The 25,202-nt window shown below is 45.2% G+C and carries 23 protein-coding genes; 16 read left to right on the plus strand and 7 right to left on the minus strand.

The genetic code is table 11. From position 1 onward, the window contains the following. Nucleotides 1-163 precede the first annotated feature (163 nt). From BLP80_RS09705 to sdhA, 8 genes are all read left to right on the plus strand, one after another. Complete coding sequence (locus tag BLP80_RS09705; protein WP_090542730.1) at nt 164-634, plus strand: type I restriction enzyme endonuclease domain-containing protein; 471 nt, start codon at nt 164-166, stop codon at nt 632-634. A 137-nt stretch (nt 635-771) separates the two neighbouring features. Then, the gene (locus tag BLP80_RS09710; protein ID WP_090542733.1) at nt 772-1,338 is read left to right on the plus strand and encodes an anthranilate synthase component II; all 567 of its coding nucleotides are present in this window, start codon (nt 772-774) and stop codon (nt 1,336-1,338) included. Nucleotides 1,339-1,377: 39 nt separating this feature from the next. Next, nucleotides 1,378-2,403 (plus strand): anthranilate phosphoribosyltransferase, encoded by a 1,026-nt coding sequence (gene trpD / locus BLP80_RS09715; RefSeq protein ID WP_090542735.1) that lies wholly within the window; start codon nt 1,378-1,380, stop codon nt 2,401-2,403. A gap of 9 nt (nt 2,404-2,412) precedes the next feature. Next, a complete protein-coding gene (locus BLP80_RS09720) occupies nt 2,413-3,309 on the plus strand; it encodes an indole-3-glycerol phosphate synthase TrpC (RefSeq protein ID WP_090542737.1) in 897 nt (298 codons plus the stop codon). Nucleotides 3,310-3,468: 159 nt separating this feature from the next. After that, nucleotides 3,469-5,085, plus strand: a complete 1,617-nt coding sequence (locus tag BLP80_RS09725) for an OprO/OprP family phosphate-selective porin (RefSeq protein ID WP_090542739.1) — start codon at nt 3,469-3,471, stop codon at nt 5,083-5,085. Between the two features lie 385 nt (nt 5,086-5,470). Next, nucleotides 5,471-5,860: a succinate dehydrogenase, cytochrome b556 subunit gene (gene sdhC, locus BLP80_RS09730; RefSeq protein ID WP_090542741.1), complete on the plus strand. Its 390-nt coding sequence runs from the start codon at nt 5,471-5,473 to the stop codon at nt 5,858-5,860. Next, on the plus strand, nt 5,854-6,210 hold the full coding sequence (gene sdhD, locus BLP80_RS09735; protein WP_090542743.1) for a succinate dehydrogenase, hydrophobic membrane anchor protein: 357 nt from the start codon (nt 5,854-5,856) through the stop codon (nt 6,208-6,210). Before sdhC ends, sdhD begins: the two co-directional genes overlap by 7 nt. Nucleotide 6,211: 1 nt before the next feature. Continuing rightward, nucleotides 6,212-7,975, plus strand: coding sequence for a succinate dehydrogenase flavoprotein subunit (gene sdhA / locus BLP80_RS09740; protein ID WP_090542745.1), 1,764 nt, complete (start codon nt 6,212-6,214; stop codon nt 7,973-7,975). A gap of 76 nt (nt 7,976-8,051) precedes the next feature. Here the strand turns inward: sdhA and ftsB are convergent, their stop codons facing one another. The 7 genes from ftsB to BLP80_RS09775 all read right to left on the minus strand — a co-directional run bounded on the left by ftsB (nt 8,052) and on the right by BLP80_RS09775 (nt 14,343). Beyond that, nucleotides 8,052-8,357 carry a cell division protein FtsB gene (ftsB, locus tag BLP80_RS09745; RefSeq protein ID WP_090542747.1) on the minus strand — a complete coding sequence of 102 codons (306 nt, stop codon included), beginning with the start codon at nt 8,355-8,357 and terminating at the stop codon, nt 8,052-8,054. Then, the gene (gene eno / locus BLP80_RS09750) at nt 8,357-9,640 is read right to left on the minus strand and encodes a phosphopyruvate hydratase (RefSeq protein WP_090542748.1); all 1,284 of its coding nucleotides are present in this window, start codon (nt 9,638-9,640) and stop codon (nt 8,357-8,359) included. The genes ftsB and eno overlap by 1 nt, the downstream gene beginning before the upstream one ends. Before the next feature lie 182 nt (nt 9,641-9,822). Continuing rightward, nucleotides 9,823-11,469, minus strand: coding sequence for a CTP synthase (locus BLP80_RS09755; RefSeq protein ID WP_090542750.1), 1,647 nt, complete (start codon nt 11,467-11,469; stop codon nt 9,823-9,825). 355 nt (nt 11,470-11,824) lie between these two features. Next, the gene (locus BLP80_RS09760; RefSeq protein WP_090542752.1) at nt 11,825-12,352 is read right to left on the minus strand and encodes a FecR domain-containing protein; all 528 of its coding nucleotides are present in this window, start codon (nt 12,350-12,352) and stop codon (nt 11,825-11,827) included. 71 nt (nt 12,353-12,423) lie between these two features. Beyond that, complete coding sequence (locus BLP80_RS09765) at nt 12,424-12,843, minus strand: ExbD/TolR family protein (RefSeq protein ID WP_090542754.1); 420 nt, start codon at nt 12,841-12,843, stop codon at nt 12,424-12,426. Next, on the minus strand, nt 12,843-13,613 hold the full coding sequence (locus tag BLP80_RS09770) for a MotA/TolQ/ExbB proton channel family protein (RefSeq protein WP_090542757.1): 771 nt from the start codon (nt 13,611-13,613) through the stop codon (nt 12,843-12,845). Before BLP80_RS09770 ends, BLP80_RS09765 begins: the two co-directional genes overlap by 1 nt. A 4-nt stretch (nt 13,614-13,617) precedes the next feature. Further along, complete coding sequence (locus BLP80_RS09775; RefSeq protein ID WP_090542759.1) at nt 13,618-14,343, minus strand: energy transducer TonB; 726 nt, start codon at nt 14,341-14,343, stop codon at nt 13,618-13,620. Between the two features lie 357 nt (nt 14,344-14,700). Between BLP80_RS09775 and BLP80_RS09780 the strand changes: the two genes are divergently transcribed. The 8 genes from BLP80_RS09780 (at nt 14,701) to BLP80_RS09815 (ending at nt 25,153) form a co-directional block, all read left to right on the plus strand. Beyond that, complete coding sequence (locus BLP80_RS09780) at nt 14,701-15,117, plus strand: RDD family protein (RefSeq protein WP_090542761.1); 417 nt, start codon at nt 14,701-14,703, stop codon at nt 15,115-15,117. A 57-nt stretch (nt 15,118-15,174) separates the two neighbouring features. Continuing rightward, the gene (locus tag BLP80_RS09785) at nt 15,175-16,410 is read left to right on the plus strand and encodes a dicarboxylate/amino acid:cation symporter (RefSeq protein WP_090542763.1); all 1,236 of its coding nucleotides are present in this window, start codon (nt 15,175-15,177) and stop codon (nt 16,408-16,410) included. Between the two features lie 458 nt (nt 16,411-16,868). Next, a complete protein-coding gene (locus BLP80_RS09790; protein WP_090542765.1) occupies nt 16,869-18,248 on the plus strand; it encodes an L-serine ammonia-lyase in 1,380 nt (459 codons plus the stop codon). 611 nt (nt 18,249-18,859) lie between these two features. After that, nucleotides 18,860-20,131: a TraB/GumN family protein gene (locus BLP80_RS09795; RefSeq protein WP_256325034.1), complete on the plus strand. Its 1,272-nt coding sequence runs from the start codon at nt 18,860-18,862 to the stop codon at nt 20,129-20,131. 77 nt (nt 20,132-20,208) lie between these two features. Next, complete coding sequence (locus BLP80_RS09800) at nt 20,209-22,059, plus strand: ABC transporter ATP-binding protein (RefSeq protein WP_090542769.1); 1,851 nt, start codon at nt 20,209-20,211, stop codon at nt 22,057-22,059. A 244-nt stretch (nt 22,060-22,303) separates the two neighbouring features. After that, on the plus strand, nt 22,304-22,633 hold the full coding sequence (locus BLP80_RS09805) for a c-type cytochrome (protein WP_090542771.1): 330 nt from the start codon (nt 22,304-22,306) through the stop codon (nt 22,631-22,633). A 13-nt stretch (nt 22,634-22,646) separates the two neighbouring features. Next, on the plus strand, nt 22,647-23,594 hold the full coding sequence (locus BLP80_RS09810; RefSeq protein WP_090542773.1) for a hypothetical protein: 948 nt from the start codon (nt 22,647-22,649) through the stop codon (nt 23,592-23,594). A 14-nt stretch (nt 23,595-23,608) separates the two neighbouring features. Then, nucleotides 23,609-25,153, plus strand: a complete 1,545-nt coding sequence (locus BLP80_RS09815; RefSeq protein WP_090542775.1) for an FAD-binding oxidoreductase — start codon at nt 23,609-23,611, stop codon at nt 25,151-25,153. Nucleotides 25,154-25,202: the final 49 nt, after the last annotated feature.

Below are 25,202 nucleotides of genomic sequence, written 5' to 3' on the forward strand. Positions count from 1 at the left end.
GTTTGCACCACAGCGCACGCGCACATACTGATGAGGTCATCGCTAAGCTTTGCGAGGAGCTCAATGCTACTGAAACCTTCTTTCCTCGATCTGGATTTCGTCTGATCTTTAAATTGGGGTCATCTTAAAATCGTCGGGATCAGGTGGTCTGAAGCTGGATCAGATGCTTCAGGAAAACCGTACCCGCACCGATTTTGCGCAACGGCTGCAGCAGATTATCGACACCTATAACGCGGGAGGCTCTTCGAATGAGCATTACTTCGATGAGCTGATGAAATTCACCCAGGCGATGAAAGATGAAGACGAGCGGCCTATACGCGAGGGATTGACGAAAGATGAGCTGGAGTTGTTCGATTTACTCAAAAAAGACAAGATGACGCAGGAGGAAACCAAGAAAGTCAAACTCGCGGCAAGATCGTTGCTGCATCGCCTCCTTAATCAACCTCCGAAAGTATTGGTGCAGGATTGGTACCGGGATTCACAAAGCAGAAAAGTGGTGCAGGCGACGGTGGAGCAAGTGCTGGATCAGAGTCTGCCCGATAGCTTTGATCGTATTGTATTCAAAGAGAAATGCGATAACGTATTCGACATGATGCTTGACTATGCAAGCCAGGGGCGCAAGTGGGCGGCTTGATAGCTGGGAACTATCACCGCTGGCGTAGAGGGGTATTTAGCCAGTTGACGATTGATTCCGTGATAAAATCATCCCGAGTAAGATAATCTGTGCTTGCTGGTTACGAACATTATTACTTGGTTTCATTGATATAAAAAATGCTGCTGATGATCGACAATTACGATTCTTTCACCTATAACCTGGTGCAATATTTTGGTGAATTGGGGGAGGACGTCGAGGTTTTCCGTAATGATGAAATAACGCTGGAGCGCATTAAGCAGCTTCATCCTGACAGGATTGTCATTTCACCGGGCCCATGCACGCCCAATGAAGCGGGGATTTCCTTACCACTGCTTAGAGATTATGGTGGGCAGGTTCCGACGCTGGGGGTATGCCTGGGTCATCAGAGCATCGGGCAGGCGTTCGGTGGCCGGATTATTCACGCCAAACAGCTGATGCATGGCAAGACCTCTCCGATTTTTCATCATGATGTCGGGGTGTTTCGGGGCTTGCCCAATCCTTTTATTGCGACGCGCTATCATTCTCTCGTAATCGATCGCGATAGCTTGCCGGATTGTCTGGAGATTACTGCCTGGACGGAAGATGGTGAAATTATGGGCGTGCGCCATAAAACCCTGCCGATCGAGGGGGTGCAGTTTCACCCGGAATCAATTCTGAGCGAGCATGGTCACGAATTACTCAAAAATTTTCTGGTTGGCGGGTAACAGCCAGACATCCAATCCTTTCATCAAGCAATTTAATCAGTGAATCCACAAGAGATATTGATTCGCCTGATCGAGCATCGGGAAATTCCGTACGATGATATGCTGACGCTGATGCGGCAAGTCATGTCTGGCGAACTGTCACCAGTGATGATTGCTGCCATCATCACTGGTTTGCGCGTAAAAAAAGAAACTATCGATGAGATCGCTGCCGCAGCGCAGGTGATGCGTGAATTTGCCAGCCGGGTTGACGTATCTGATTTGACTCATCTGGTCGATACCTGCGGAACAGGTGGCGATACTTCTCATACCTTCAATGTATCGACTGCGTCCACCTTTGTCGCCGCTGCAGCCGGCGCGCAGGTGGCCAAACATGGCGGACGTTCGGTTTCCAGTAAATCGGGCAGTGCGGATGTGCTCGAAGCGGTGGGGATCAACTTGAATCAAACGCCTCAGCAAATTGCAAAATCGATCGATCAAATCGGTGTCGGCTTCATGTTTGCGCCGAATTTTCATAATGCCATGAAACATGCTGCTCCGGTTCGCCGTGAATTGGGTGTGCGCACATTATTCAATATCCTGGGGCCGCTTACCAACCCCGCCGGTGCCAGGAATCAGCTACTGGGCGTATTTGACGCCCGGCTGGTCAGTATCATTACCCGCGTGTTACAGCGCCTCGGCAGCCATCATGTCATGGTTGTCCACGGCTATGATGGTCTGGATGAAATCACCATTACCGGGGAGACGAGGGTGGGCGAGCTTAAGCAGGGGGAAATCTATGAATATACGATCCAGCCAGAGGATTTTGGTATTGCCAGTGCGCCGATTGAAACCATTAAAGTCTCCGATCTAACCCACGCTAAAGAAATGCTGCTATCCGTGCTGGACAATCAGGCTGGGCCAGCCAGAGATATTGTTCTGCTGAATGCAGGCGCTGCCATTTATGTGGCAGGAATCACCGCATCGCTTGTTGAAGGCGTTGAGAAAGCACGCAGTATTCTCGCCAGTGGCGCGGCGATGAAAAAAATGCAGGAATTAATCGCATTTTCCAATCATAAAAGTAACTAGGATTTAAGCATGTCCGATATTCTCAATAAAATTCTTACCGTCAAGGCGCAGGAAGTGGCGGCTGCCCAAGCATTGAAACCGTTGGCAGCGATGGAGGCAGAAGCTCAGGCAGCGATCACGCCACGCGATTTTGTTGGTGCTATCCGTAGCAAAATTGATCAGGACTTGCCTGCCGTGATCGCTGAAATAAAACAGGCGAGCCCAAGCAAGGGGTTGTTGCGTGGGCGGGTGGTACAGTCATCGACGACACCTTCTGACTTGACCATGGGGAATACGCTCGATGCAGTGACCGAAGGCTTTGATCCGGCCGCGATTGCCGCAAGCTATGCCAGACAGGGTGCGGCTTGCCTTTCTATTCTGACTGACAGGCAGTTTTTCATGGGGAGCGCGGATTATTTAAAACAGGCGCGCGCTGCCTGTGAGTTGCCGGTATTACGTAAGGATTTCATGCTGGATGATTATCAGGTATTCGAGGCCCGCGCCATGGGCGCGGATTGTATCCTGTTGATTGTCTCCGCTTTCCTGCTGTTTCCTTATCCCGATAGGAAGCACGCAGCCGATCCCCTTACCCGAATGCGTCAACTTGAATCACTGGCACATACGCTCGGTATGGCGGTACTGGTTGAAGTGCATGATGCAGATGAACTTGATCTCGCCTTGCAGCTGACCACCCCTTTGATCGGTATTAACAATCGGAATTTACGTACTTTTGAGACGCGTCTGGATACCACTTTACAATTGATCGAACGTATTCCAACGGAGAAAATCGTCGTTACTGAGAGTGGTATCAAGACTCCTGATGATGTCGCTTTGATGCGTGCGCATCAAGTGCATACTTTCTTGGTAGGGGAAGCATTCATGCGCGCTGACGATCCCGGAATGGAGTTGAAGCGCTTGTTCTTCTAGAATATTTTATCTCTCCACCGAGCTTTTTGGTAGAAAGTAATTTTCAATCTGTTGAATTTTGTCATAGAAATGACACAAAAATGTCATGTATGTCATAAATCTGTAATATAGCTCCTCTAACATTCTGTCCCAATTGCTGACAATTATTTGGGACAGAATATGAAATTAATCAAACAGGCTTTTACCTTTTCACTTGCATTGGGTGCGGGGGTTACTTCAAACGCGATAGCGCTGGAACTCTACGTTGACACTAAAACCAAGCAAATTTATGCCGAGCCTGGACCGGGTCGGACGCGCTTGGGTTCATTTGAGCGTGTTGAAGATAAGCAAACGAGCATTCCAGCAGTGGTACCTGAGCCTGCTGCACAAGCAGCGCCTGCTAGTTCTGCTGAGATAACTGCAATTCGTGAAGAACTGGAGCAAAAAACCAATGCGATTACAGCCTTGGAAGAACGTGTCAAGGATACCGAGAAAGTTAAAGTAAAGTATGGGCCCGGACTGCATTTTGAATCTGCTGATGGCAACTTTACTGCAGGTATCGATGGCCGTGTTCAAGTCGATTCCCAATACAATATTACTAATGACGTCTTACCTGCTACGGGTAACTCAACACCCAATGAATTAAATAGCGGAGCGAATATCCGTCGTGCCCGTTTAGGGGTTGAAGGGACGGTCTATAAGGACTGGTTTTACAAGTTTGAGTATGATTTCAGTCGTGGTAACGGTTCAGTCACTTCGGGGATTACCGATGCTTTCCTGCGGTGGACTTATCCTGGCAGTCCCTTCTCGATCAAGGTGGGTTCATTCAAAGAGCCGTTCAGTCTGGAGGAGGCTACCAGTAACCGCTTTCTTACCTTCATAGAGCGGAATATGATCGTCAATACTTTTGTTGATAACCCTAATACCTATAAAACCGGTATCGGGGCTAACTGGGCAGAAGAGCGCTATCAAGTCGGGCTCGCTTTCCAGACCGAGCCAGTAGGTAGTTGGTCATCAGCAGCTACTTCTGTGAATCCCAATGGTAATAACAGCCGTAATAATGGATCAGGCGATACCAGTTGGGAGGTGATAGGCAGGATCTCGTTTCTGCCCTGGAAGGAAAGTGATAGCAAATTTTTGCATATAGGTGGGTCAGGAGGTCATACGGTCGTGAATAGCCAATTTCAAGGCGACGGCGATTTCAATAATGGCGGTATGTCATTTGCCGCTTTTCCTGGAGCAAACGTAGATCGTACCAATGTCTTGAATACCAGTAATTTGACCAGAGGAGTAAAAGGTGTTCCTGGTTCACGCATCATCGATAACTACAATCGCTTTGGCGCTGAAATGGCTTTAGTATATGGTCCTTTTTCCTTGCAGGGTGAATATATCCAGACGGATGTCCATGGTACAGGCTATAGCGGTGAATCGCTATTTGGCTATTATGGCTATGCAAGCTATTTCTTAACTGGTGAGTCACGGTCTTACCGTAAGGAAACGGGAGCTTGGGGACGGATCAAGCCTCAGCGCAATTTTGATATGAAAGGCGGTTGGGGTGCATGGGAAATCGCTGCGGGGTATGATTATATCAACCTAAATGATGGTAACGTGAGAGGAGGGAAGGCCGATACTATAAAATTCGGTCTGAACTGGTATCCTTATCCAAACATACGTTTAATGAGTAACTATATTCATGTACTCGATATAAATACAGCCGGAGTTGCCGATCATCGCAGTGCCGGTTTCAATAATGCCAATCTGGATATCTTTGAGACACGCGTGCAATTTGATTTTTAGTTTATCTAATGAAAGGCTTTTGCATGGCTGATTTCTGTTAGTATGAAACGAGTCATGCAGAGCAAGACCATTAACCCGAATATTCCATAAATTCGCGTGATGATCACGCAGGATTTTGATTAATAGGGAAGTTTTGAGAAGGAGGGGTGTAGTGATTCATACACCCGACTGAGCAAAATCTTTCTTATTAATCAAAAGACAAGTGAGGGCACGTGCCAATTTATGAAATATTCGGGTTAATAGACATCCAGTATCAAATGTTGAAATAGGGTGATGTACCTTGACTGGACGATGTATGACACGGTATAACAGATTAAACTAGGTTTTATAAAGATCTGTTAGCGTTGTCAGTTTTTCAAAAACAACATGGTTCATCACTCACGCTATGGAAACAAAACTTCAAAGAAAGCGGCCAAAGCATCTAAATCTTTTTAAGATTAAGCAACCATTGCCAGCGCAGGTTTCCATCCTGCATCGTATAAGCGGTGTGTTATTATTTTTTCCAGGCATTCCATTATTAGTTTACATTTTACAAATGCTATTGGGATCGCCCGAAGGTTTTACCAAGATCCAATTGATACTGGATGATCCATTTGTGAAGTGCGCATTGTTACTGCCAATATGGTTCTTTATGCATCATTTTTGTGCAGGCATCCGGTATCTGGCCCTAGATTTACATTATGGCATTTCTCTGGAACAAGCGCGTTTGAGTAGTAAGATTGTATTGATTATGGGTTTTGTCTTAACAGCACTCGTTGGAGCTTTGTTATGGTAAAGGATATAAATCGTGTTATAACGGGTGCGCATTATGGCTTGCGGGATTGGCTAATTCAGCGTATTACAGCTGTATTGATGGCAGTCTATGTATTGCTATGGGTGATTCTGACCACTTTCTTACAGATTTCTGATTATGCTGCATTGAAATCGCTATTTACCAATCAGTGGATGAGAATCGCTTCTTTTCTGTTTTTTATAAGTCTTTGCTGGCATGCCTGGGTGGGTGTGCGTAATGTATTGATGGATTATATTCATACCGCCAGTATTCGTCTTACGATACACATAACTGTCATCATTTCACTATTTTTCTATCTCATCTGGTTTGCCGAAATTTTGTGGGGTAAATAACGTGGCCATCACTAAACGAAAATTTGATGTAGTTATTGTTGGTGCGGGCGGGGCGGGGATGCGCGCTGCATTGCAATTATCAGAAGCCGGTCTAAAAGTAGCCGTGTTGTCTAAGGTCTTCCCAACGCGCTCGCACACCGTTGCCGCACAAGGCGGTATTGCTGCCTCTCTGGGGAATGTTACCGAGGATAATTGGCATTGGCATATGTATGACACCGTAAAAGGATCCGATTACTTGGGGGATCAAGATGCGATTGAATTCATGTGCCGCCAGGCTCCCGAAGTCGTTTACGAGCTCGAACATTATGGCATGCCATTTGATCGACTGGAAAATGGCAAAATTTACCAGCGACCTTTCGGTGGGCATTCACAGAATTTTGGGGACGCGTTGGCAACACGATCCTGTGCAGTGGCTGATCGCACTGGCCATGCTATGTTGCATACACTTTATCAGCGTAATGTGAATGTCAATACCCAGTTTTTTGTAGAGTGGATAGCATTAGACCTGATTCGTGATCAGCAAGGCGATGTGCTGGGTGTAACAGCACTGGAAATGGAAACAGGCGAGATGATGATTCTTCAAGCCAGGGCGACATTATTTGCCACGGGTGGAGCGGGGCGCATTTTTCAGGCAAGCACCAATGCATTTATTAATACCGGCGATGGTCTGGGTATGGCTGCGCGTGCCGGTATTCCGTTGCAAGATATGGAATTCTGGCAATTTCATCCTACTGGTGTGCATGGTGTGGGGGTGCTGATCAGTGAAGCCGTACGCGGAGAAGGCGGTTATCTGCTCAACAACGATGGAGAGCGCTTCATGGAACGTTACGCACCCCATGCAAAGGATCTGGCCAGTCGTGATGTGGTATCGCGTGCGTTGACTACTGAAATAAAGGAAGGTCGGGGTTGCGGCCCAAACGCTGATCACCTTTTATTGAAGCTCGATCATCTTGGTGCCGAGGTGATCAAATCACGCTTACCCGGAATACGTGAGATTGCCATCAAGTTCGCCCATGTGGATCCCATTGAGCAACCCATTCCTGTTATACCGACTGCTCATTATATGATGGGGGGGATTCCTACTAATCTCCACGGCCAGGTGGTTGCGCCCTATAAAACAGGGCCCGAAGAAGTTGTGCCAGGGTTTTATGCGGTGGGCGAGTGTGCCTGCGTTTCTGTACACGGGGCAAATCGTCTGGGGACTAATTCGTTGCTGGATATTGTTGTTTTCGGCCGTGCCGCAGGTAATCAAATCATTGAAGATTTAAAGCATAATTCTCACCATAAACAACTGCCTGATGATATCGCTGATAAATCGCTTGCGAGATTAGTGCGCCTGGATAATCAGAAAAATGGAGAAAATGTCGCGCAAGTAGGTGAGCTACTACGAAAAACCATGCAGACATACTGTGGTGTATTTCGCTTTGCTGACATGTTGAAGCAGGGGGTAGCAAAAATCAGTGAAGTGGCAGGGTGCGTTGCGCAAACGGAAATCAGGGATAAAAGCAAAGTATTCAATACTGCCCGCGTTGAAGCATTAGAGCTTGATAATCTGATTGAGGTCGCAATGGCGACGATGGTATCTGCTGAGGCTCGTTGTGAAAGTCGTGGTGCGCATGCTCGTGATGACTTTCCCGAACGGAACGATGACAAATGGCTTAAGCACACTTTGTTTTTCAGAGAAGATCGACGTATTGACTACAAACCAGTCCGGTTGAAGCCTTTGACGGTAGAATCGTTTCCACCCAAAGCAAGAGTTTACTAAGGATGTGATCTGATAAGCTGGCAATAGATAGCTTGCAAATTAGTTATTTATTCGGTGTGATACTGAGAGGTGCATCTTATTGTCTTTCCCTTTGCGAGCTATTTTCTTCATTGTTCTCCAGGATTTGAAAGAAAACCTCATCTTTCCGAATCATCCCTAATTCATTCCGGGCAAGTTCCTCAATGGCGTCAAGTCCTTTTTTGAGATCATTAACTTCTGCTTCCAGGACGGTATTTCTATTTTGTAATTTTTGATTGGTCTGGCGCTGTGCGGCAACTTGCTGGTCTATTTCAAAGACATTTAGCCAGCCCCCTTTACCATACCATAATGGATATTGCGCCAGAGCAATCAATATAACAAGCGTGAAAGCCAGTTTTTTCATTACCTTAGTTGATAGTAAGCTCTCCGTCCTGGATATTTAGCCATATTGCCAAGATCTTCTTCAATGCGCAGCAGCTGATTATATTTTGACAAACGATCAGAACGGGAAAGTGAGCCAGTTTTAATTTGGAGTGCGTTTGTGGCAACTGCAATATCAGCAATAGTGGTATCTTCAGTTTCTCCCGACCGATGCGATATTACGGCAGTATAGCCGGCACATTTAGCCGTTTCGATAGCAGACAGGGTTTCGGTAAGCGTGCCGATCTGATTGACTTTAATCAATACCGAATTGGCAATACCCCGTGCAATCCCTTCTTTCAGAATGTTTGTATTAGTGACGAATACATCATCCCCAACGAGCTGCACTACCTTCCCTAGCTTATTGGTCAGCAGCTCCCAGCCATCCCAATCATGCTCGCTCATGCCATCCTCAATGCTGATAATGGGATATTTATCTACCCAGCTGGCAAGATAATCGGCAAATTGAGTTGAGGTAAAACTGAGTCCTTCCGAATCTAAATGATATTTTCCGTCTTTATAAAACTCTGAACTTGCGCAATCTACACCAATTGCAACATCAGAACCTGGTAGATAACCCGTTTGATCAATAGCTTGTACGATAAGCTTGAGCGCTTCTTCATTATTCATGAGATTGGGCGCAAACCCCCCCTCATCACCAACAGTTGTTGGCATATTTTTTTTATTTATGAGTGTTTTGAGCGTATTAAAAATTTCAGCACCACACCGGATCGCCTCGCGAAAGCTTGGCATACCTAATGGGATAATCATGAATTCCTGCATATTCAGATTATTATTAGCATGTGCACCGCCATTGATCAGATTCATCATGGGTACCGGCAGGGAAATTGCCCCAACACCTCCCAGATAGCGGTATAGCGGTAGGCCCGACTCCTCGGCGGCTGCTTTGGCTACTGCCAATGAAACGGCTAGAATTGAGTTGGCACCTAATCTTGATTTGTTTTCACTGCCATCCAGATCGATTAGAGTCTGATCAATGAAGGATTGCTCTATCGCATCAAGTCCCATAATGGTTTCTGAGATCTCGATATTAATGTTTTCGACGGCTTTTAATACACCTTTCCCTGAGTAGCGTTGTTTGTCTTCATCCCGTAATTCTACTGCCTCTTTAGTGCCAACAGATGCGCCTGAAGGAACCGATGCGCGTCCTAGTACACCTGACTCAAGCAATACATCTGCTTCAATGGTCGGGTTGCCACGGGAGTCTAAAATTTCACGGGCGATTACATCCACTATTGCACTCATGCTACTTTCCTTGTAGTGATTTAACTTAAATATTATTGTTAAAATTATTTATGTATAGACAAACCAATTAATTTTTGTGATTTGATTGTTTATGAAAGGGTGGCTCTTAATAAATTAAGCAATTAAATTCATAAAATGCATGGTAGCGATTCAAATGCTATTTTTTATTTCATCAGTACTGTTCATTCTGAGCTGGAACGATTGTTGGCAGAATCAATAGCAGCTTTAACGTAAGCTTTGAATAAGGGATGTCCCATTCTAGGTGTAGAAGTAAATTCTGGGTGAAACTGACAGGCAACAAACCAGGGATGCACAGTTTGTGACAATTCGACCATTTCACATAAGTTTTCTTCTGAAGATAAGCCACTTACTTGTAGTCCCGCTTGTTCTAATTTCGGAATAAATTCTGCATTTACTTCGTAGCGATGTCGATGACGTTCAATGATTTTGTCTGCGCCATAAATTTCTCTCGCCAGCGAATTTTCTTTTAGTACACATTCCTGCCCACCCAGGCGCATGGTTCCCCCTAAATCCGTTTTGGCTGTACGTTTCTCGATGCGGCCCTCGCGTGTACGCCACTCGGTGATCAACCCTAAAACAGGATAGCGTGTATTGGGGTTGAATTCCGTGCTATGTGCATCTGACATTTTAAGCTCATTGCGCGCAAATTCGACGACAGCCAATTGCATACCAAGGCATATGCCCAGATAGGGAATACGGTTAGCACGAGCGTAGTGAATAGCCTTTATTTTTCCTTCAACCCCACGTTTACCAAATCCACCTGGAACCAGAATAGCATCCTTGCCAAGGAGACAATCGGTGCCATTTTTTTCAATATCTTCTGAATCGATATAGCATATGTTTATCTTGCTGCAGGTATGAATACCCGCATGTATCAGTGCTTCCGATAAGGATTTATAAGATTCCGTCAGATCGACATATTTTCCTACTAATGCAATCGTGACCTCGTGTTTGGGGTGTTCCAGGGCATGAACCAGTTTTTTCCAGACTGAAAGATCGGCTGATTTGGCAAGAATATTCAGTTTGTGACAAATGATTTCATCCAACATTTGCTCATGCAGCAATGCAGGTATTTTGTAAATACTGTCGACATCGATGGCCGAAATAACGGCTTCTTCCTTGACATTGGTGAACATCGCGATTTTGCGTCGTTCTTCTTGTGGAAGCAAACGGTCGGCACGGCAGAGCAATACATCAGGTTGTATACCAATTTCTCTTAACTCTTTTACTGAGTGCTGTGTTGGTTTGGTTTTAAGTTCTCCAGCTGATCCAATATATGGTAATAAGGTCAAATGAATGAAGCAGGTATCTTGGCGCGGGAGCTGCACAGCCATTTGCCTGATTGCTTCCAAGAAAGGCAAGGATTCGATATCGCCAACGGTGCCGCCAATTTCTACAATGGCTACCTGGGCATCATTTACGCCATTATGGATAAAAAGTTTGATTTCATCAGTAATATGGGGGATGACTTGTACTGTGCCACCAAGATAATCTCCTCGCCGCTCCTTACGAATTACGCTTTCATAGATTTGGCCAGTCGTAAAATTATTACGTTTAGTCATCTTTGTACTGATGAAACGCTCATAATGCCCTAGATCGAGGTCAGTTTCTGCGCCATCGTCAGTGACAAAAACTTCCCCATGCTGAAATGGATTCATCGTGCCTGGATCTACATTGATATAAGGATCCAGTTTTAGCATGGTTACTTTAATACCACGAGATTCTAGGAGGGCCGCTAATGAAGCTGCGGCGATGCCTTTACCTAAGGAAGAAACTACGCCGCCAGTCACAAAGACATATTTGATCATGGGGGGCAATGTTAACTCAAAAAGGACATGATGGAAACCCTGATTAAGTTGTCGTTGATAGCTTTGGGGTAACTATTCATGTTTATCTAAAGTCCCTACAAAAGTGAGTTGATTGGAAGCATATAGTTCCGAAGTAATGGTCTGCTATGAAAGCCAGTATGCTGAGTGATTGAAGAAAGGTTCTATGCACAAGTGGTTGGTTCTTAAAGAATGTGGTGTGATTGCTGTACAAGTAATCTTACGAGGCAGAAAAATTGTAAGCTTTCTACCTATATGAAATAAAGAGCCATTTTGCTCATATTTAAGCTCGAAACTCTCTAATGATGTTACGTCCAAAATGCTGGCGAATTCACTGCTATTTTTGTTGTCGCCATGGAGCAATTTCTGAACTGGCTATTATAGCTTCATTGATAATACGTGTTGTATCAAAGTTTATCAGCCTGCCTGCGCCGATAGCCAGAGTTTGAGTACCAATCTGGAGTTCTATCTGACCTTCTGCAATAGCGATATCGCCACCATTCTTTTGCATTCTGATGCTAAAACGCGTGCCCATATTCCGGATACGCGCATTACCCAGAATAATTTCCAGTTTGTCACCATTTTCCTGGGTAGCATGCACGTCAAAATAAGCTTCTCCGCGTAGGAGTTCGATCTGAATGGAGTCATCTTTTTTGACGGCTACCGAACTATTTGTATCCAAATCAATAGTAATTTCTGGTGTGACCTTGATAGTTAGATATTGCTCAGAAGCCGTTTCATATAACCGGGTAGTGGTGGGGTGTGGGATGATGTAGCTTAGAAAGCTCGCAGCGATAACCAGCAGTACGCTAATAAATGGCAGGATAAATTTTTTGTGAGTATGCGTTGCGTCCTTCGAATTCATTTCAAATAGCGTAATCAGAAGATTGGTACCGACAATGCACGTATTTTAACAAATTAGACTTAAATCGTTTCTTATTCGAGAGTTGGATCCGTAACAAAGCCAATTTTCGTTAATCCAGCTTTTGCTGCTATGCTCATGATACGCGCCACGTGCTCATAATGCGTATTTTTATCAGCACGGATATGCAGCTCAGTATTGGGAGAATTTTCTGCTGATTGAGTAAAGCGCGGCGCCAGCTGTTCCAGTGTAACTGCCTCACCATTCCAGAAAAAACTGCCATCAGCACGAATGGCAAAATCAATATGCTCTGGTTGGGTCGTATTGGGATTACTCGATGCTTTTGGTAAATCAATCTTTACTGAATGAGTGAGTAATGGAGCGGTGATGATGAAGATAATCAACAAAACGAGCATGACATCTACGAGGGGTACTACATTGATTTCAGACATCGTTGTCTGCCCCTGATAGCGGTTTGAGCTGCCGAAAGCCATTAGTGCCTCCTTTCAAGGGCTGAGACGGTTGTTGCAGTTGATGTAAACTGGGGATTGTGATTTTCCTCAGTTGATGCTTTGATACTATCTCCACCTTTGTTGCCAACTGTAATGATTGTAAATAAATCATGCGCGAATGCATCCAATCGCGCCATCCATATTCTATTCCTTCTGATAAAAGCGTTATAGGCTAATACCGCTGGAATAGCAACAGCCAACCCTAGCGCGGTCATAATTAACGCCTCACCAACTGGTCCAGCAACTTTGTCCAATGTTCCCTGTCCAGAAAGGCCAATCTGTATCAGCGCATGGTAAATACCCCAAACGGTACCAAACAATCCGATATAGGGAGCGGCAGAACCAGCCGATGCGATGATAGTGAGACCATTCTCAATGCGTGTTGCTTCCTGATCGATACCATTGCGCAGCGTGCGTGTTAATAGTTCGCTCGTTCCCCCAGTTACAGCGAGTTTTTCTAGACCGTGCTTCTGTGAGCCAGCTGTAACATCTACCGCTAATTTCGCAAGATGGGCAAAGGCATTGTCAGTAGACGAACCTTTCATTTCTATTTTCAATTCTTGGAGAGAATCAACCTCCCAGAAATGTTTCAGAAAAGCATTAGCGCGCCGAGTGGCAATAAAATTACTGATGCTCTTCGTGATAATCAGGTACCAACTAGCGACAGAAAGGGAAAGCAATAAAATGAGTACACCCATCCCTACATGGTCTATCTGAGTCAGAAAATGAGAAAAACCAAGATTTTCTTCCATTACATTAATTTCCTTGGATTACAAAATTAAAAGGTTGCAACGCGATAGCCCGTACGGGTTGACCATCACGTACTGCAGGTTTGCAACGCCAGCTCTTTACAGCAGCTAGTGCAGCATTATCAAGCCGGGAATAACCGCTACTATTGATAACCCGAGTATTGCTGATACGGCCTGACTCATCCAGTTCGACTTGTAGCATTAGCTTCCCTTCCTCACCCAATCGGCGTGAAAGAGCAGGATAATCCGGTGCGCTCAGCTCTGGGCAAGACACCGATAATTCAGATGAAAGGGTGACAGGACCAGTCTCCATTTGCTCAGGGCGAGCGGCCGCTACAGATTTTGTTTCCTGTTTTTGTACCAGTTCAGCCTCGTCGTGGATAGGTTCCGGCATTGGGGGGGGGGGAGCTATAAATTCCTCTTTAGGCAATATGGGCGAGCTCGAGGCTAGCTGGCGGTGTTTAGGTTGCGGCGGTGTTTTTTTGACAAGTTTTGGTTTTTCCGGAGGGGGGGGGATGTGCTCTGCTTTTAAATCGACTTTGGACGCTTCGGGTGCTTCAATTCTAGGTTGTGGCGGCGCAATTAACTCGGCAAACAGTGTAACCTGCGGGCTTATAGATGGTAAACGATGATGCCACATGCCATAGAGCAAGGCAGCATGCACCATGAGAACTAATAATAGGCTAGCAAGAGAGATGAATGAAATGGTCGAATTGCGTTTTGTACGGATCATGCAGTTAACGCCCTCCAAGAGAAGAAATATTGGCTAATCAGGTCGTTTCTTGTTTAGGGATGATGAACTGAGAGGGTTAATTTAATTTATTGGGATCGCTTATCGTATCTGCAATAACCTAAAAGGTTTAGATTATTAACTATAAAAATATTAACGCAAACGATAATAATTATCAATCATTGTTAATAGAGAATTTCTTATATTCGGAAGAAGCTAAACAATCCACTCTGTTTCTGATGTAAAAATGAAATGGCCATATAGAATGTCTTACAATGTGCCACTTTAGAAGGCTTTTCTTATTATTCTTATTAATCTCGGAAAAGGTTACCACAATGTGTGTGGCCTATATAATCTTTCATGACGAACTCAATTCCTCGATTCTGGCGGCGCGCATTAAGCATGCTTTATGAATTTCTGCTGTTACTTGCAGTCTGGTTTATTGCCAGTTTTATTTTTCATTTTGTGTTTCGTGATACCACAGCAGTGTATTTCAAACCACTATTTCAGTTCTACCTGTTGTTTGTTGGAGGAATTTATTTTATCTGGTTCTGGACGCACGGTGGGCAAACTTTGGCCATGCAGACCTGGAAACTGCGTGTGGTAACAGTTGATGGAAATAAGCTCGATACTCGCCAGGCTATTACACGTTACCTCTTTGCCGTAATTGGCATCACTTTCTTCGGCTTTGGAATTATATGGGCGTTGTTTGATCGTGATCGGCAGTTTCTGCACGATCGGCTTGCTGGAACACGTATTATAAAAGTAGAAAACTGAAATTGAAGTCGATTTAAATTTCTTCGTATTACATCCAACGACAAGCCAGGAGTTTCCATGCTGAAAATATCACTCAATATGCAAATCCTAGTGGGTACATTGGCTGGTATTTTGTTGGGTCTGGGGCTTGTCATGCTAGATCAAGATTCCTCCATTTCCCAGAATAGTTTGTATATCGCTAATTTGATCAGTACCTTGTTTATCGATTTATTGAAAATGGTACTTGTTCCATTGGTGTTTACCTCCATTGTTGTCGGTGTGGCGAATTTACGCGCGCATCAACAGATAAACCGGGTATGGCTAGCCGCCCTCAGTTTTTTTGTATTGACTACGATATTGGCTATTATGCTTGGTTTGACAGTAGCTAATGTATTCCGGCCCGGAGAAGGGCTTCAGATTGCGATGTTTCAGGATACCATGCAAGGCTTTGCAGCCAAGCAGATGTCTTTGCGTGATTTTTTCGCTGATTTTCTGCATTCGCTATTCATGAATCCGTTAGCAGCACTTGCTGAGGGTCACATTCTTGCTATCGTAATTTTTGCATTGCTGCTTGGAATTGCCATGGTAGTGGGTGGGGAGCGATATCACAACATTCTCATTCTGATGAAGGAATTTTTAGAATTGATACTGATGCTGGTAGGGTGGATCATGCGCCTTGCCCCGCTAGGTATTATGGCATTGCTACTGCAATTGATCGTTGCTCAGGACATTACGCTGCTTACTACACTAATTAAATTTATTGTAATTGTTATCGGTGCAACTTTATTCCATGGTTTAGTCATCCTACCTCTTGCACTCTATCTAACGACTGGGATGACACCTCTCAGATTCTGGAGGGGCGCGCGCGAGGCATTGATTACTGCTTTCGCAACGAGTTCCAGTGCGGCAACGATGCCTGTTACTTTGCGTTGCGTGGAACAGCACTTGCATGTTAAGCCTGATGTGGCAGGTTTTGTCGTGCCGCTGGGAGCCACCATCAACATGGATGGCACTGCATTGTATGAAGCCGTCGCTGCTCTGTTTATTGCCAATCTCGTTGGTGTTGAACTTGATCTCACGCAACAACTGATTGTTTTTTTAACCGCTATGCTAGCGGCTATCGGTGCACCTGGCATTCCCAGTGCAGGGATGGTGACGATGGTGATGGTGCTGCAATCAGTAGGTTTGCCAGTCGAGGCGATCGCTATTTTGCTTCCTATTGATCGTTTGTTAGATACTTTTCGTACCATGGTCAATGTCGAGGGGGACATGATTGGCAGTCTAGTCGTGCAGAAATGGATAAGAAGCCCCTAGCCCGAATATTTCATAAATTGGCACGTGCCCTCACTCGCCTTTTGATTAATAAGAAAGATTTTGCTCAGTCGGGTGTATGAATCACTACACCCCTTCTTCTCAAAACTTCCCTATTAATCAAAATCCTGCGTGATCATCACGCGAATTTATGAAATATTCGGGCTAGCGCCGTGTTTCATTCTATTTGAAACTTAAGTTGCTGTTGGCACGAATCACCCACTGCAAGATGCGGCAAGCGCTTTTGGTCCAAATAAACGGTTTCGAATTGGTTTGTGGTGAGCGATAAATTCGTTGGTCAGCCTTACAACCAATAAGGCAGGGCTATCGATTTCATGAAGTTAGTTGCAATATCCATACTATAATGAGGTAACAAAGGAACCATCTCTATTCCCGGAAATCTCAGAGCCATTTGATATCTATTTTAGGCGCTTTAGTTCAATTCGCATAAGGCTTGACCCATGTTCATCAGTGTTCTTAATCTCTTTAAAATCGGAATTGGCCCTTCTAGCTCCCACACTATGGGGCCGATGATGGCTGCCAACGATTTTCGCGGCCGCATTAATCAGTTTGTCGTAGCCTCGCCAAGCAACAAAGTCATGCATGTTCGCTGCGTGCTTAAAGGCTCTTTGGCTTTTACCGGCAAGGGTCATGCAACAGACCGGGCTGTTGTATTGGGGCTTCACGGCTATACTCCAGAAGCGTTGTCTGTGCAGGACGTCAATGCATTAATTGCAAAGCTATGGGTTACGCATTCCATTATGCTAGATAATGGTGCAGCTATCACATTTAATCCGGATAATGACATTATTTTTGATAGAAATGAAACATTACCTCAGCACCCAAATGGTATGGTTTATACGCTTCTTGATGAGAACGAAAAAATCTTACTGACTGAAACCTACTTTTCAATCGGGGGGGGATTTATTAATACGCTTGCTGAAATTAATCAGCTAAGTGCTCCCTTGAAAATGGAATCAGCTAAATCTTTCCCCTTTCCATTTGATTCAGCACGGAGCATGTTACAAATGTCTCAGCAAAGTAATCATTCGATTGCAGACATGAAACGTGCTAATGAACTGATGAAACTATCTGCCAATGAGCTTGATGAGGGGTTAGACAAAATTTGGCATGCTATGCAACGTTGCATTGAAAATGGTTTAACAGCAGAGGGGCAACTACCTGGTGGTCTTAAGGTATCTCGTCGGGCTAAAACACTCTTTAATCAACTTCATCAAGATCCTGGAAAAACGACTTTGAACGATTGGTTATGCGCATACGCAATGGCCGTAAATGAAGAAAATGCAGCAGGCCACATGGTAGTGACTGCTCCCACTAATGGGGCAGCAGGCGTTATTCCGGCCGTTCTGTATTACATGGTAAAGCATGAAAATGGCAGCATTGAGAATGTAAGGGATTTCTTACTGACTGCTGCAGCCATTGGCGGCATCATCAAACACCGTAGTTCTATATCCGGCGCAGAAGTGGGTTGTCAGGGAGAAGTAGGATCTGCTGCTGCGATGGCCGCGGCGGGCCTATGTGCGGCACAGGGAGGTACTGTAAAGCAAATAGAAAATGCGGCAGAAATTGCACTTGAGCATCATTTGGGGATGACCTGTGATCCTGTGGGTGGCTTAGTTCAAGTTCCGTGCATCGAGCGCAATGGATTTGGTGCCATTAAAGCCCATACAGCCGCAGCGCTGGCGCGCCGGGGAACGGGTGAGCATTTCATGCCGTTAGATAATTGTATTGCAGCGATGAAACAAACTGGCCTAGAAATGTCACACAAATATAAGGAAACATCGTTGGGTGGTTTGGCAGTCAGCATTACTGAATGCTGATTAGTTCTGGGTAGGGCTGAAAACATTCTGGTACCCAGAAGATTAGTCTTGCTTGGGATATGGAGCTAATGGAGTAGGTGGCCAGCTTTCTTACACTATAATCATAGTCCGATCAGGTTGAGAGATTTGATGAAGTAGGTCAATTGTGCTTTGTCGATGCGACTGCATGCCATGACTTCCAGTTGACCTGTCATGCGCACTGAGCAGGTACGCTTCACAGTACAACAACGTTTTTTCGCCCCTCTTTTTCGCTGATTGCATTTCTTCAATAACTGTTAGTATTCGTCATAGCACGGTACATACCAACAAGAATTGAAGGTGAAGTACTCACTGCCTGCCATATCGGCTATACTGCTTATTTATTACGTGGGAAGTACTGAATAAGTGCCTACGCAAGAGAATAGCTGCGTTAGGCGATGCTCAAAAACTTGCCTATCTATCTGATATGTTTCGTTTCCTGTGCTCCGTCTGCTTTGCACTTCATTCCGCGCGGCGACTTATTCAGGGTTTTTCTGGATATTCTGACTGACTGAATGAATAAAGACTTTTAACGTTAGATACCAAGATTAAATTAGTCATACTCGCCAGTCAGAACAATTTTTCCTTAAGCCTTGATCGATAAAACTAATCAACCCATGCCTGAATTAAAGCAAGAGCATATAACATCATCTGCAAAAATAAAAAAAGGGACTGAGACAGAACCAATTAAAACTTTTGAAGTTGATGGTCACAAAATCACGATCCTCGGTACCGCCCATGTTTCTCAAGCGAGTGCAGATAAAGTGAAAGAATTAATTGCTACGGGTGAGTTTGATGCCGTTGCTGTTGAGTTATGCCCAAGCCGTCATAAAGCAATTGTCAATCCTGATCTATTAACAAGGATGGATCTCTTCCAAGTTATTAAAAAAGGCCAAGCGAGTATGGTTGCTGCCAGTCTGGCATTAGGCGCTTTTCAGCAACGTATGGCCGAACGGTTAGGGGTCGAGCCGGGCGCAGAAATGCGAACTGCTATTAAAGACGCAACGGAAGCCAAATTACCGATTTTACTGATTGATAGAGAGATTGGAACTACTCTTAAACGTATTTACCACAATGTGCCGTGGTGGAGACGTATGGAGTTATACAGTGGTTTGCTAGCCAGTATTATCTCTCGGGAATCAGTGAGTGCTGCAGAAATCGAACGATTGAAAGAAGGTGATGTGCTGGAGAGTGCTTTTTCACAGTTTGCTGAAAACGAAAAGCACTTATTTAAACCCCTGATTAGTGAACGTGATAAATACATGTCCGCCCGCTTGTTAAAGGAAAGTGTGGAGAATAACTATCAGCACACTCTTGCTGTCGTTGGCGCTGGGCACATGAAAGGAATTGAACAAATCCTGAAGACCCGCAGTATCAACGATCCGGATGAAACCATCCAGCAGCTTGACACCATTCCAGAATCCACGAACTGGCTTAAATTTCTGCCATGGATCATCGTGGCATTGGTTCTGACTGGATTTACGATAGGATTTATGCGTAGCCCTGATATCGGTATGGCAATGGTAGTCGATTGGATACTCATACATGGTGGATTGTCTGCATTAGGTGCTGCGATTGCATTCGCCCATCCACTCACGATTTTAACTGCCTTTCTGGCTTCCCCAATTACCTCCCTTGATCCTATGACAGGGGTTGGAATGTTTACAGCGCTAGCAGAGACTTATTTACGTAAACCTAAAGTAGGTGATTTTAGTCGCCTTAGAAGTGATACCACTAGTCTGAAAGGGTGGTGGCACAATCAAGTCACACGAATTCTGCTTATTTTCATACTCTCATCGTTTGGCTCTGCCATGGGGACTTATATAGCTGGATTCAGAATATTTGAACGAATCAGTGGTAGCTGATATTAGAAGAGATCCTTTGGGCATAAGATAATAATCCTAACACATTGCTCCAGCATCTCCCCTCCGCAGAATGCTCTATGCTCGACTACTTTGAACGCCTAATCAATCCCTTCCCACCTGAACATCCCACTGAACCGCCTAAGGGTTTGTACCAGTTCTGTCGCCACTATACCCGAGGAATCGAGTCCTATTTGCTGTTGATGGCGATACTTACCATCTGTGTCGCCATCGGTGAAGCCATGCTCTATGGCATTCTGGGAAAGATTATCGATTGGCTGGCTGAAAAAGATCCCCAGAGTTTCCTGGAAGAAGAAATGCTCTCATTGATTGGCTTATCGCTGTTTATACTGCTACTGATGCCCATTCTGGTTTTACTCCATTCACTGATTATGTATCAAAGCTTAATGGGTAATTTTCCTATGATAGTGCGCTGGCAAGCCCATCGCTATCTGCTCAATCAAAGCTATGCTTTTTTTCAAAATGAATTTAGCGGTCGCATTGCAACCAAAGTCATGCAAACAGCGCTGGCTGTACGCGAAACTGTCATGAAAACACTCGATGTGATGCTTTTCATTAGTGTGTACCTCATCACCACTTTATTTCTCGTTGTGAATGCTGATCCTCATTTGTGCATCCCATTGCTCATCTGGCTGGCTGTGTATTCAACCATATTGTATTACTTCATTCCAAAATTAAAACAAATCTCTGAACTGCAGGCTGATGCACGTTCTACCATGACCGGTCGCATTGTGGATAGTTATACAAATATCTTGACACTCAAGTTATTCTCACACAACCAGCGCGAGTCTGAGTATGCAAAAACAAGCATGGAAAATTTCCTGACCACCGTTCACCCGCAAATGCGCCTGGTTACCAAGCTGCTTGGGTGTGTATGGGGCAGTAACATGCTGCTGGTATTCAGTGTTGGCGCGCTGGGAATTTATTTATGGATTAACGGAAATGTCAGCACAGGGGCAATCGCAATCGCCCTGAGCCTTGCGATACGCCTAACCGGCATGTCACACTGGATCATGTGGGAAATCAGCGCGCTATTCGAAAATATTGGGATTGTCCACGATAGCATAAATACGATATCAGAACCACAGACCGTCGTGGATGCTCCCAATGCTATTCCGTTGAAAGTAAAATCTGGTGCTATTGATTTCAACCACATCGGATTCGTCTACAATCGAATAGATCAGAAGCAAAGCGAGCAGGTATTTAATAACCTTGATTTGCATATTGCCGCTGGTGAAAAAGTCGGTATTGTCGGACGTTCAGGCGCTGGCAAGTCCACCTTGATTAGCCTGTTATTACGTTTTTATGATGTTCAGCAAGGCAATATCCAGATCGATGGGCAGAATATTCGCCAAGTTACTCAAGATAGCCTACGTGCCAATATAGGTATCGTTACCCAAGATACTTCATTGCTTCACCGCTCCATTCGCGACAATATACTATTCGGTAAACCTGATGCGACTGAAGCACAGATGCTTGAAGCCGCAAAACTTGCTCATGCTCATGAATTCATTCAGGCCCTTGTGGATAGTAACGGCCGAGAAAGCTATGATGCGTTCGTCGGTGAGCGCGGCGTTAATCTTTCAGGAGGCCAACGTCAACGTATCGCGATTGCCAGGGTATTATTGAAGAATGCCCCGATCCTGATTCTGGATGAAGCGACATCTGCTCTCGATTCAGGCGTGGAGGCCAGTATCCAACAAAATCTATATCAACTCATGCAGGGTAAAACAGTTATCGCGATCGCCCACCGCTTATCCACTATCGCAGCAATGGATCGACTCATTGTATTGGACAAAGGGCGTATCGTTGAACAAGGCCGTCACGCAGAATTACTTTCTCATAATCAGCTCTATGCAACGCTCTGGAATCATCAATCGGGAGGATTTCTTGGGCATTTGAATGAATAGAAAAGAATATATATTTCAATGCTTTATATTCTTTCGTAAATTTCAGAAAGATAATTATAAAATATTTACCGGGTGCGAGGATTGATCCGTCTCCAGGTAAAAAAGTCAGACAGAGTACTTTGATAATGTAAGAAACTCTGGTACGCTGCCTAGAGCTTCTATAGACAAAAACAAGCCCGTCTTTGGATAAAGTACGCAAGGTATGCCAGTTCAATATCTAGCTGAGATTCTTCGGAGGGTCAGTATGAAAAAAACAAAATTGGAAAGCATAGCGTCTGGTTTCATACTCGCAATTGCTTTCGCGGCGAGCAATGCATGGTCAGCACCGGAGGAAATTCCTGGTCGTGGATTTGTATGGAAGGATGGTGCAGAAATCTATGCCAAGATTTGCGCTTATTGTCACGAAGCTCAAGTTGGGCCGCCTATTCGCAATCGTGAGCTTCCTACCGAGTATATCCGCACAGTGGTTCGCAACGGAAGCCGAGCCATGCCAGCCTTTCGTTCTTCAGAAATCGATGATGAATCATTAGTAAAATTGGCGGATTTTATTTCAAAAAAAGAAGCTAAGCACTAAGGAGGCCCATCCCATGGATGAAACTCGACGTAGCCTCATCAAAGGTATGCTTACTGGAGGAACCTTGTTGGCCCTCGGCACTCCTAGCATCACTCAAGCAGTATCCATTAGCCAATCTCCCTCTGGGAGTACCCGAAATTGCCAGCTATTGCTGGGAAACACAACAATAGACGAAGCATTTGCCAGAGGCGCTTATGCCGCTTGCACTAGCTATACAAATTACCGTCAAGGCACATTGCCGATAATAAGATTAGAAGATGAACTATTAACCAATCCTCTAAGAGTGGCTGAATTATTGACACAATCCCGCAATATTCGTTGGATTGCCGTCATGGACGATGCCAGCGCAGCCATATTCACTGAGTTGGTGCGAAATTTTGAAGGTCGTCTACTTTCACTTGGCTCACACTCTTTTTCTTCCGGCAATGATATCTCCTTTCCTCTGCGTCATGTGTGGGCTACCGCGTCACCCGCGTACAGTGCTGGAGGATTGCTAGCATCTGAGCTTATTCCAAACCAGCATAATTTCTCTATCGTCGAAAATTTTCTTGGAGAATCGGTTGGTGATGGCGTAATAAAAGGTTCATCAATATCGGGATTTTTGTCTTATAGGCTGTCTGAGCAGCCAACAACTTATTTACATTGTGCCGGAATCTCTCTGATAGAAGCCAGTCAATTAGTTGGCTGGAAGGGAGCAGAAAATTGGGGATCCGTACTCCCTCGAGTAGATAAATTCCAGACCTATGAAGATAAAACAGCGAATGATGCAGCCATTAAACATCCTCAGTTAGAGAACTGGATAGAGACCACCGGTTATGCTGTTGTTGCTACCGCACTTGGTTTGGGGACGAATCAAGAATCTTGTTCCGCTCGCGCATTCGTACATCGACCAAGTCAGCGCAATCGGAATAATCAAGAGTTATCGGGAAAACATTTCGTGTCGTTTGTAATAGACGTATAGGGAGAAAACACAGAATGACCAGTAAATATATCGCGTTGCCAAAAGGGGTATCCGAGAAAGCATTTGATGCCGCCATCAGCAGTTTTCGCAGTGTACTCGGTGACACAGCTGTGCTTATCAGCGCAGAACAACTGGCTCCCTATATTAAGACCATGATGCCGGTGCCCGATGCAGAGCATACGCCTTCCGCAGCCCTCCTGGCGACAACAGTCGAGCAGATCCAGAAAATTGTTGCGATCTGTAATCAATTCAAGGTGCCGATCTGGACGATTTCTACCGGAAAAAATCTGGGCTATGGTGCCGCAGCACCTGCAGAACGTGGTCAGGTCGTGCTTGATCTCAAGCGCATGAACCGCATTCTCGAAGTCGATAAGGATTTAGCCTATGCCCTGGTCGAGCCGGGCGTAACCTATCAACAACTCTACGACTACATTAAAGAACACAAACTGGGCTTATGGCTATCGATGCCTGCGCCTTCCGCCATTGCGGGGCCGGTTGGTAATACGCTAGATCGCGGCGTTGGCTATACACCATATGGCGAACATTTCCTATTTGCTTGCGGCATGGAAGTTGTGCTGGCAAATGGCGAAGTATTACGCACTGGCATGGGTTCGATGCCCAATTCCAACACCTGGCAGGTATTCAAGTGGGGGTATGGTCCTTACCTGGATGGCATTTTTACACAATCCAACTATGGCATCGTCACTAAATTCGGCTTCTGGCTCATGCCAGAACCCCCAGCATTTAAGCCGTTCGTCATTCAATACGAACATGAAGAAGATATTGTGGAAATCGTGGAGACGATTCGCCCGCTGCGCATTAGCGGTGTCATTCCCAACGCTGTTGTCATCGCCCATGCGCTATATGAGGCACCCGTAAAGGCGCGGCGTAGTGATTACGTGTCCGGATCCGGATCAATCCCAGATGAAGCGGTTCGCAAGATCACCAAGGATCACAAATTGGGAATCTGGAACGTGTATGCAGCCCTCTATGGAACCCAAGAGCAGATTGATGTGAATTGGAAGATCGTAACACAAGCATTCGGTCAATCTGGCAAAGCAAAGATCCTGACGGAACAAGAAGCAGCAGATGATCCTGCATTTACTTACCGGGCTAAGCTCATGCGGGGAGAAATGACGCTCACGGAATTTTCCTTGTATAACTGGCGGGGAGGTGGTGGGTCGATGTGGTTTGCGCCCGTCTCTCAAGCGCGCGGCAGTGAAACCCTCAAACAAATGGCTCTGACCAAGCAGATACTGGCCAAGTACGGACTGGATTATTCCGGAGAATTCATCGTTGGGATGCGCGATATGCATCATATTGTTGACGTGCTGTACGATAAAACTGATCCTGAGCAGACGAAAGCGGCTTACCAGTGCTTTGATGAATTGCTGACCGAATTCTCTGCGCGAGGATATGGAACTTATCGCGTCAATACGGCTTTTATGGATAAAGTCGCTGAGACCTATGGTCCAGTACAGCGGAATATTCACAAGACACTTAAAGAAGCGCTGGATCCCAATGGTATCCTTGCGCCGGGAAAATCGGGTATTCGCTAGTTTCATTTTGACTTTGAACAGGAAATGACAATTTCCAAATCGGAGGTAC

This window comes from Nitrosomonas sp. Nm132, from assembly GCF_900100485.1.
In the GTDB taxonomy this organism is placed as follows: domain Bacteria; phylum Pseudomonadota; class Gammaproteobacteria; order Burkholderiales; family Nitrosomonadaceae; genus Nitrosomonas.

Bases quoted from the DNA above. Each gene is read 5' to 3' on its own strand.
- BLP80_RS09705 (WP_090542730.1), top strand. From the start codon at position 164: ATGCTTCAGGAAAACCGTACCCGCACCGATTTTGCGCAACGGCTGCAG.
- BLP80_RS09710 (WP_090542733.1), top strand. From the start codon at position 772: ATGCTGCTGATGATCGACAATTACGATTCTTTCACCTATAACCTGGTG.
- BLP80_RS09720 (WP_090542737.1), top strand. From the start codon at position 2,413: ATGTCCGATATTCTCAATAAAATTCTTACCGTCAAGGCGCAGGAAGTG.
- BLP80_RS09725 (WP_090542739.1), top strand. From the start codon at position 3,469: ATGAAATTAATCAAACAGGCTTTTACCTTTTCACTTGCATTGGGTGCG.
- sdhC (WP_090542741.1), top strand. From the start codon at position 5,471: ATGGAAACAAAACTTCAAAGAAAGCGGCCAAAGCATCTAAATCTTTTT.
- sdhD (WP_090542743.1), top strand. From the start codon at position 5,854: ATGGTAAAGGATATAAATCGTGTTATAACGGGTGCGCATTATGGCTTG.
- ftsB (WP_090542747.1), bottom strand. From the start codon at position 8,357: ATGAAAAAACTGGCTTTCACGCTTGTTATATTGATTGCTCTGGCGCAA.
- eno (WP_090542748.1), bottom strand. From the start codon at position 9,640: ATGAGTGCAATAGTGGATGTAATCGCCCGTGAAATTTTAGACTCCCGT.
- BLP80_RS09755 (WP_090542750.1), bottom strand. From the start codon at position 11,469: ATGATCAAATATGTCTTTGTGACTGGCGGCGTAGTTTCTTCCTTAGGT.
- BLP80_RS09760 (WP_090542752.1), bottom strand. From the start codon at position 12,352: ATGAATTCGAAGGACGCAACGCATACTCACAAAAAATTTATCCTGCCA.
- BLP80_RS09765 (WP_090542754.1), bottom strand. From the start codon at position 12,843: ATGGCTTTCGGCAGCTCAAACCGCTATCAGGGGCAGACAACGATGTCT.
- BLP80_RS09770 (WP_090542757.1), bottom strand. From the start codon at position 13,613: ATGGAAGAAAATCTTGGTTTTTCTCATTTTCTGACTCAGATAGACCAT.
- BLP80_RS09775 (WP_090542759.1), bottom strand. From the start codon at position 14,343: ATGATCCGTACAAAACGCAATTCGACCATTTCATTCATCTCTCTTGCT.
- BLP80_RS09780 (WP_090542761.1), top strand. From the start codon at position 14,701: ATGACGAACTCAATTCCTCGATTCTGGCGGCGCGCATTAAGCATGCTT.
- BLP80_RS09785 (WP_090542763.1), top strand. From the start codon at position 15,175: ATGCTGAAAATATCACTCAATATGCAAATCCTAGTGGGTACATTGGCT.
- BLP80_RS09790 (WP_090542765.1), top strand. From the start codon at position 16,869: ATGTTCATCAGTGTTCTTAATCTCTTTAAAATCGGAATTGGCCCTTCT.
- BLP80_RS09800 (WP_090542769.1), top strand. From the start codon at position 20,209: ATGCTCGACTACTTTGAACGCCTAATCAATCCCTTCCCACCTGAACAT.
- BLP80_RS09805 (WP_090542771.1), top strand. From the start codon at position 22,304: ATGAAAAAAACAAAATTGGAAAGCATAGCGTCTGGTTTCATACTCGCA.
- BLP80_RS09810 (WP_090542773.1), top strand. From the start codon at position 22,647: ATGGATGAAACTCGACGTAGCCTCATCAAAGGTATGCTTACTGGAGGA.
- BLP80_RS09815 (WP_090542775.1), top strand. From the start codon at position 23,609: ATGACCAGTAAATATATCGCGTTGCCAAAAGGGGTATCCGAGAAAGCA.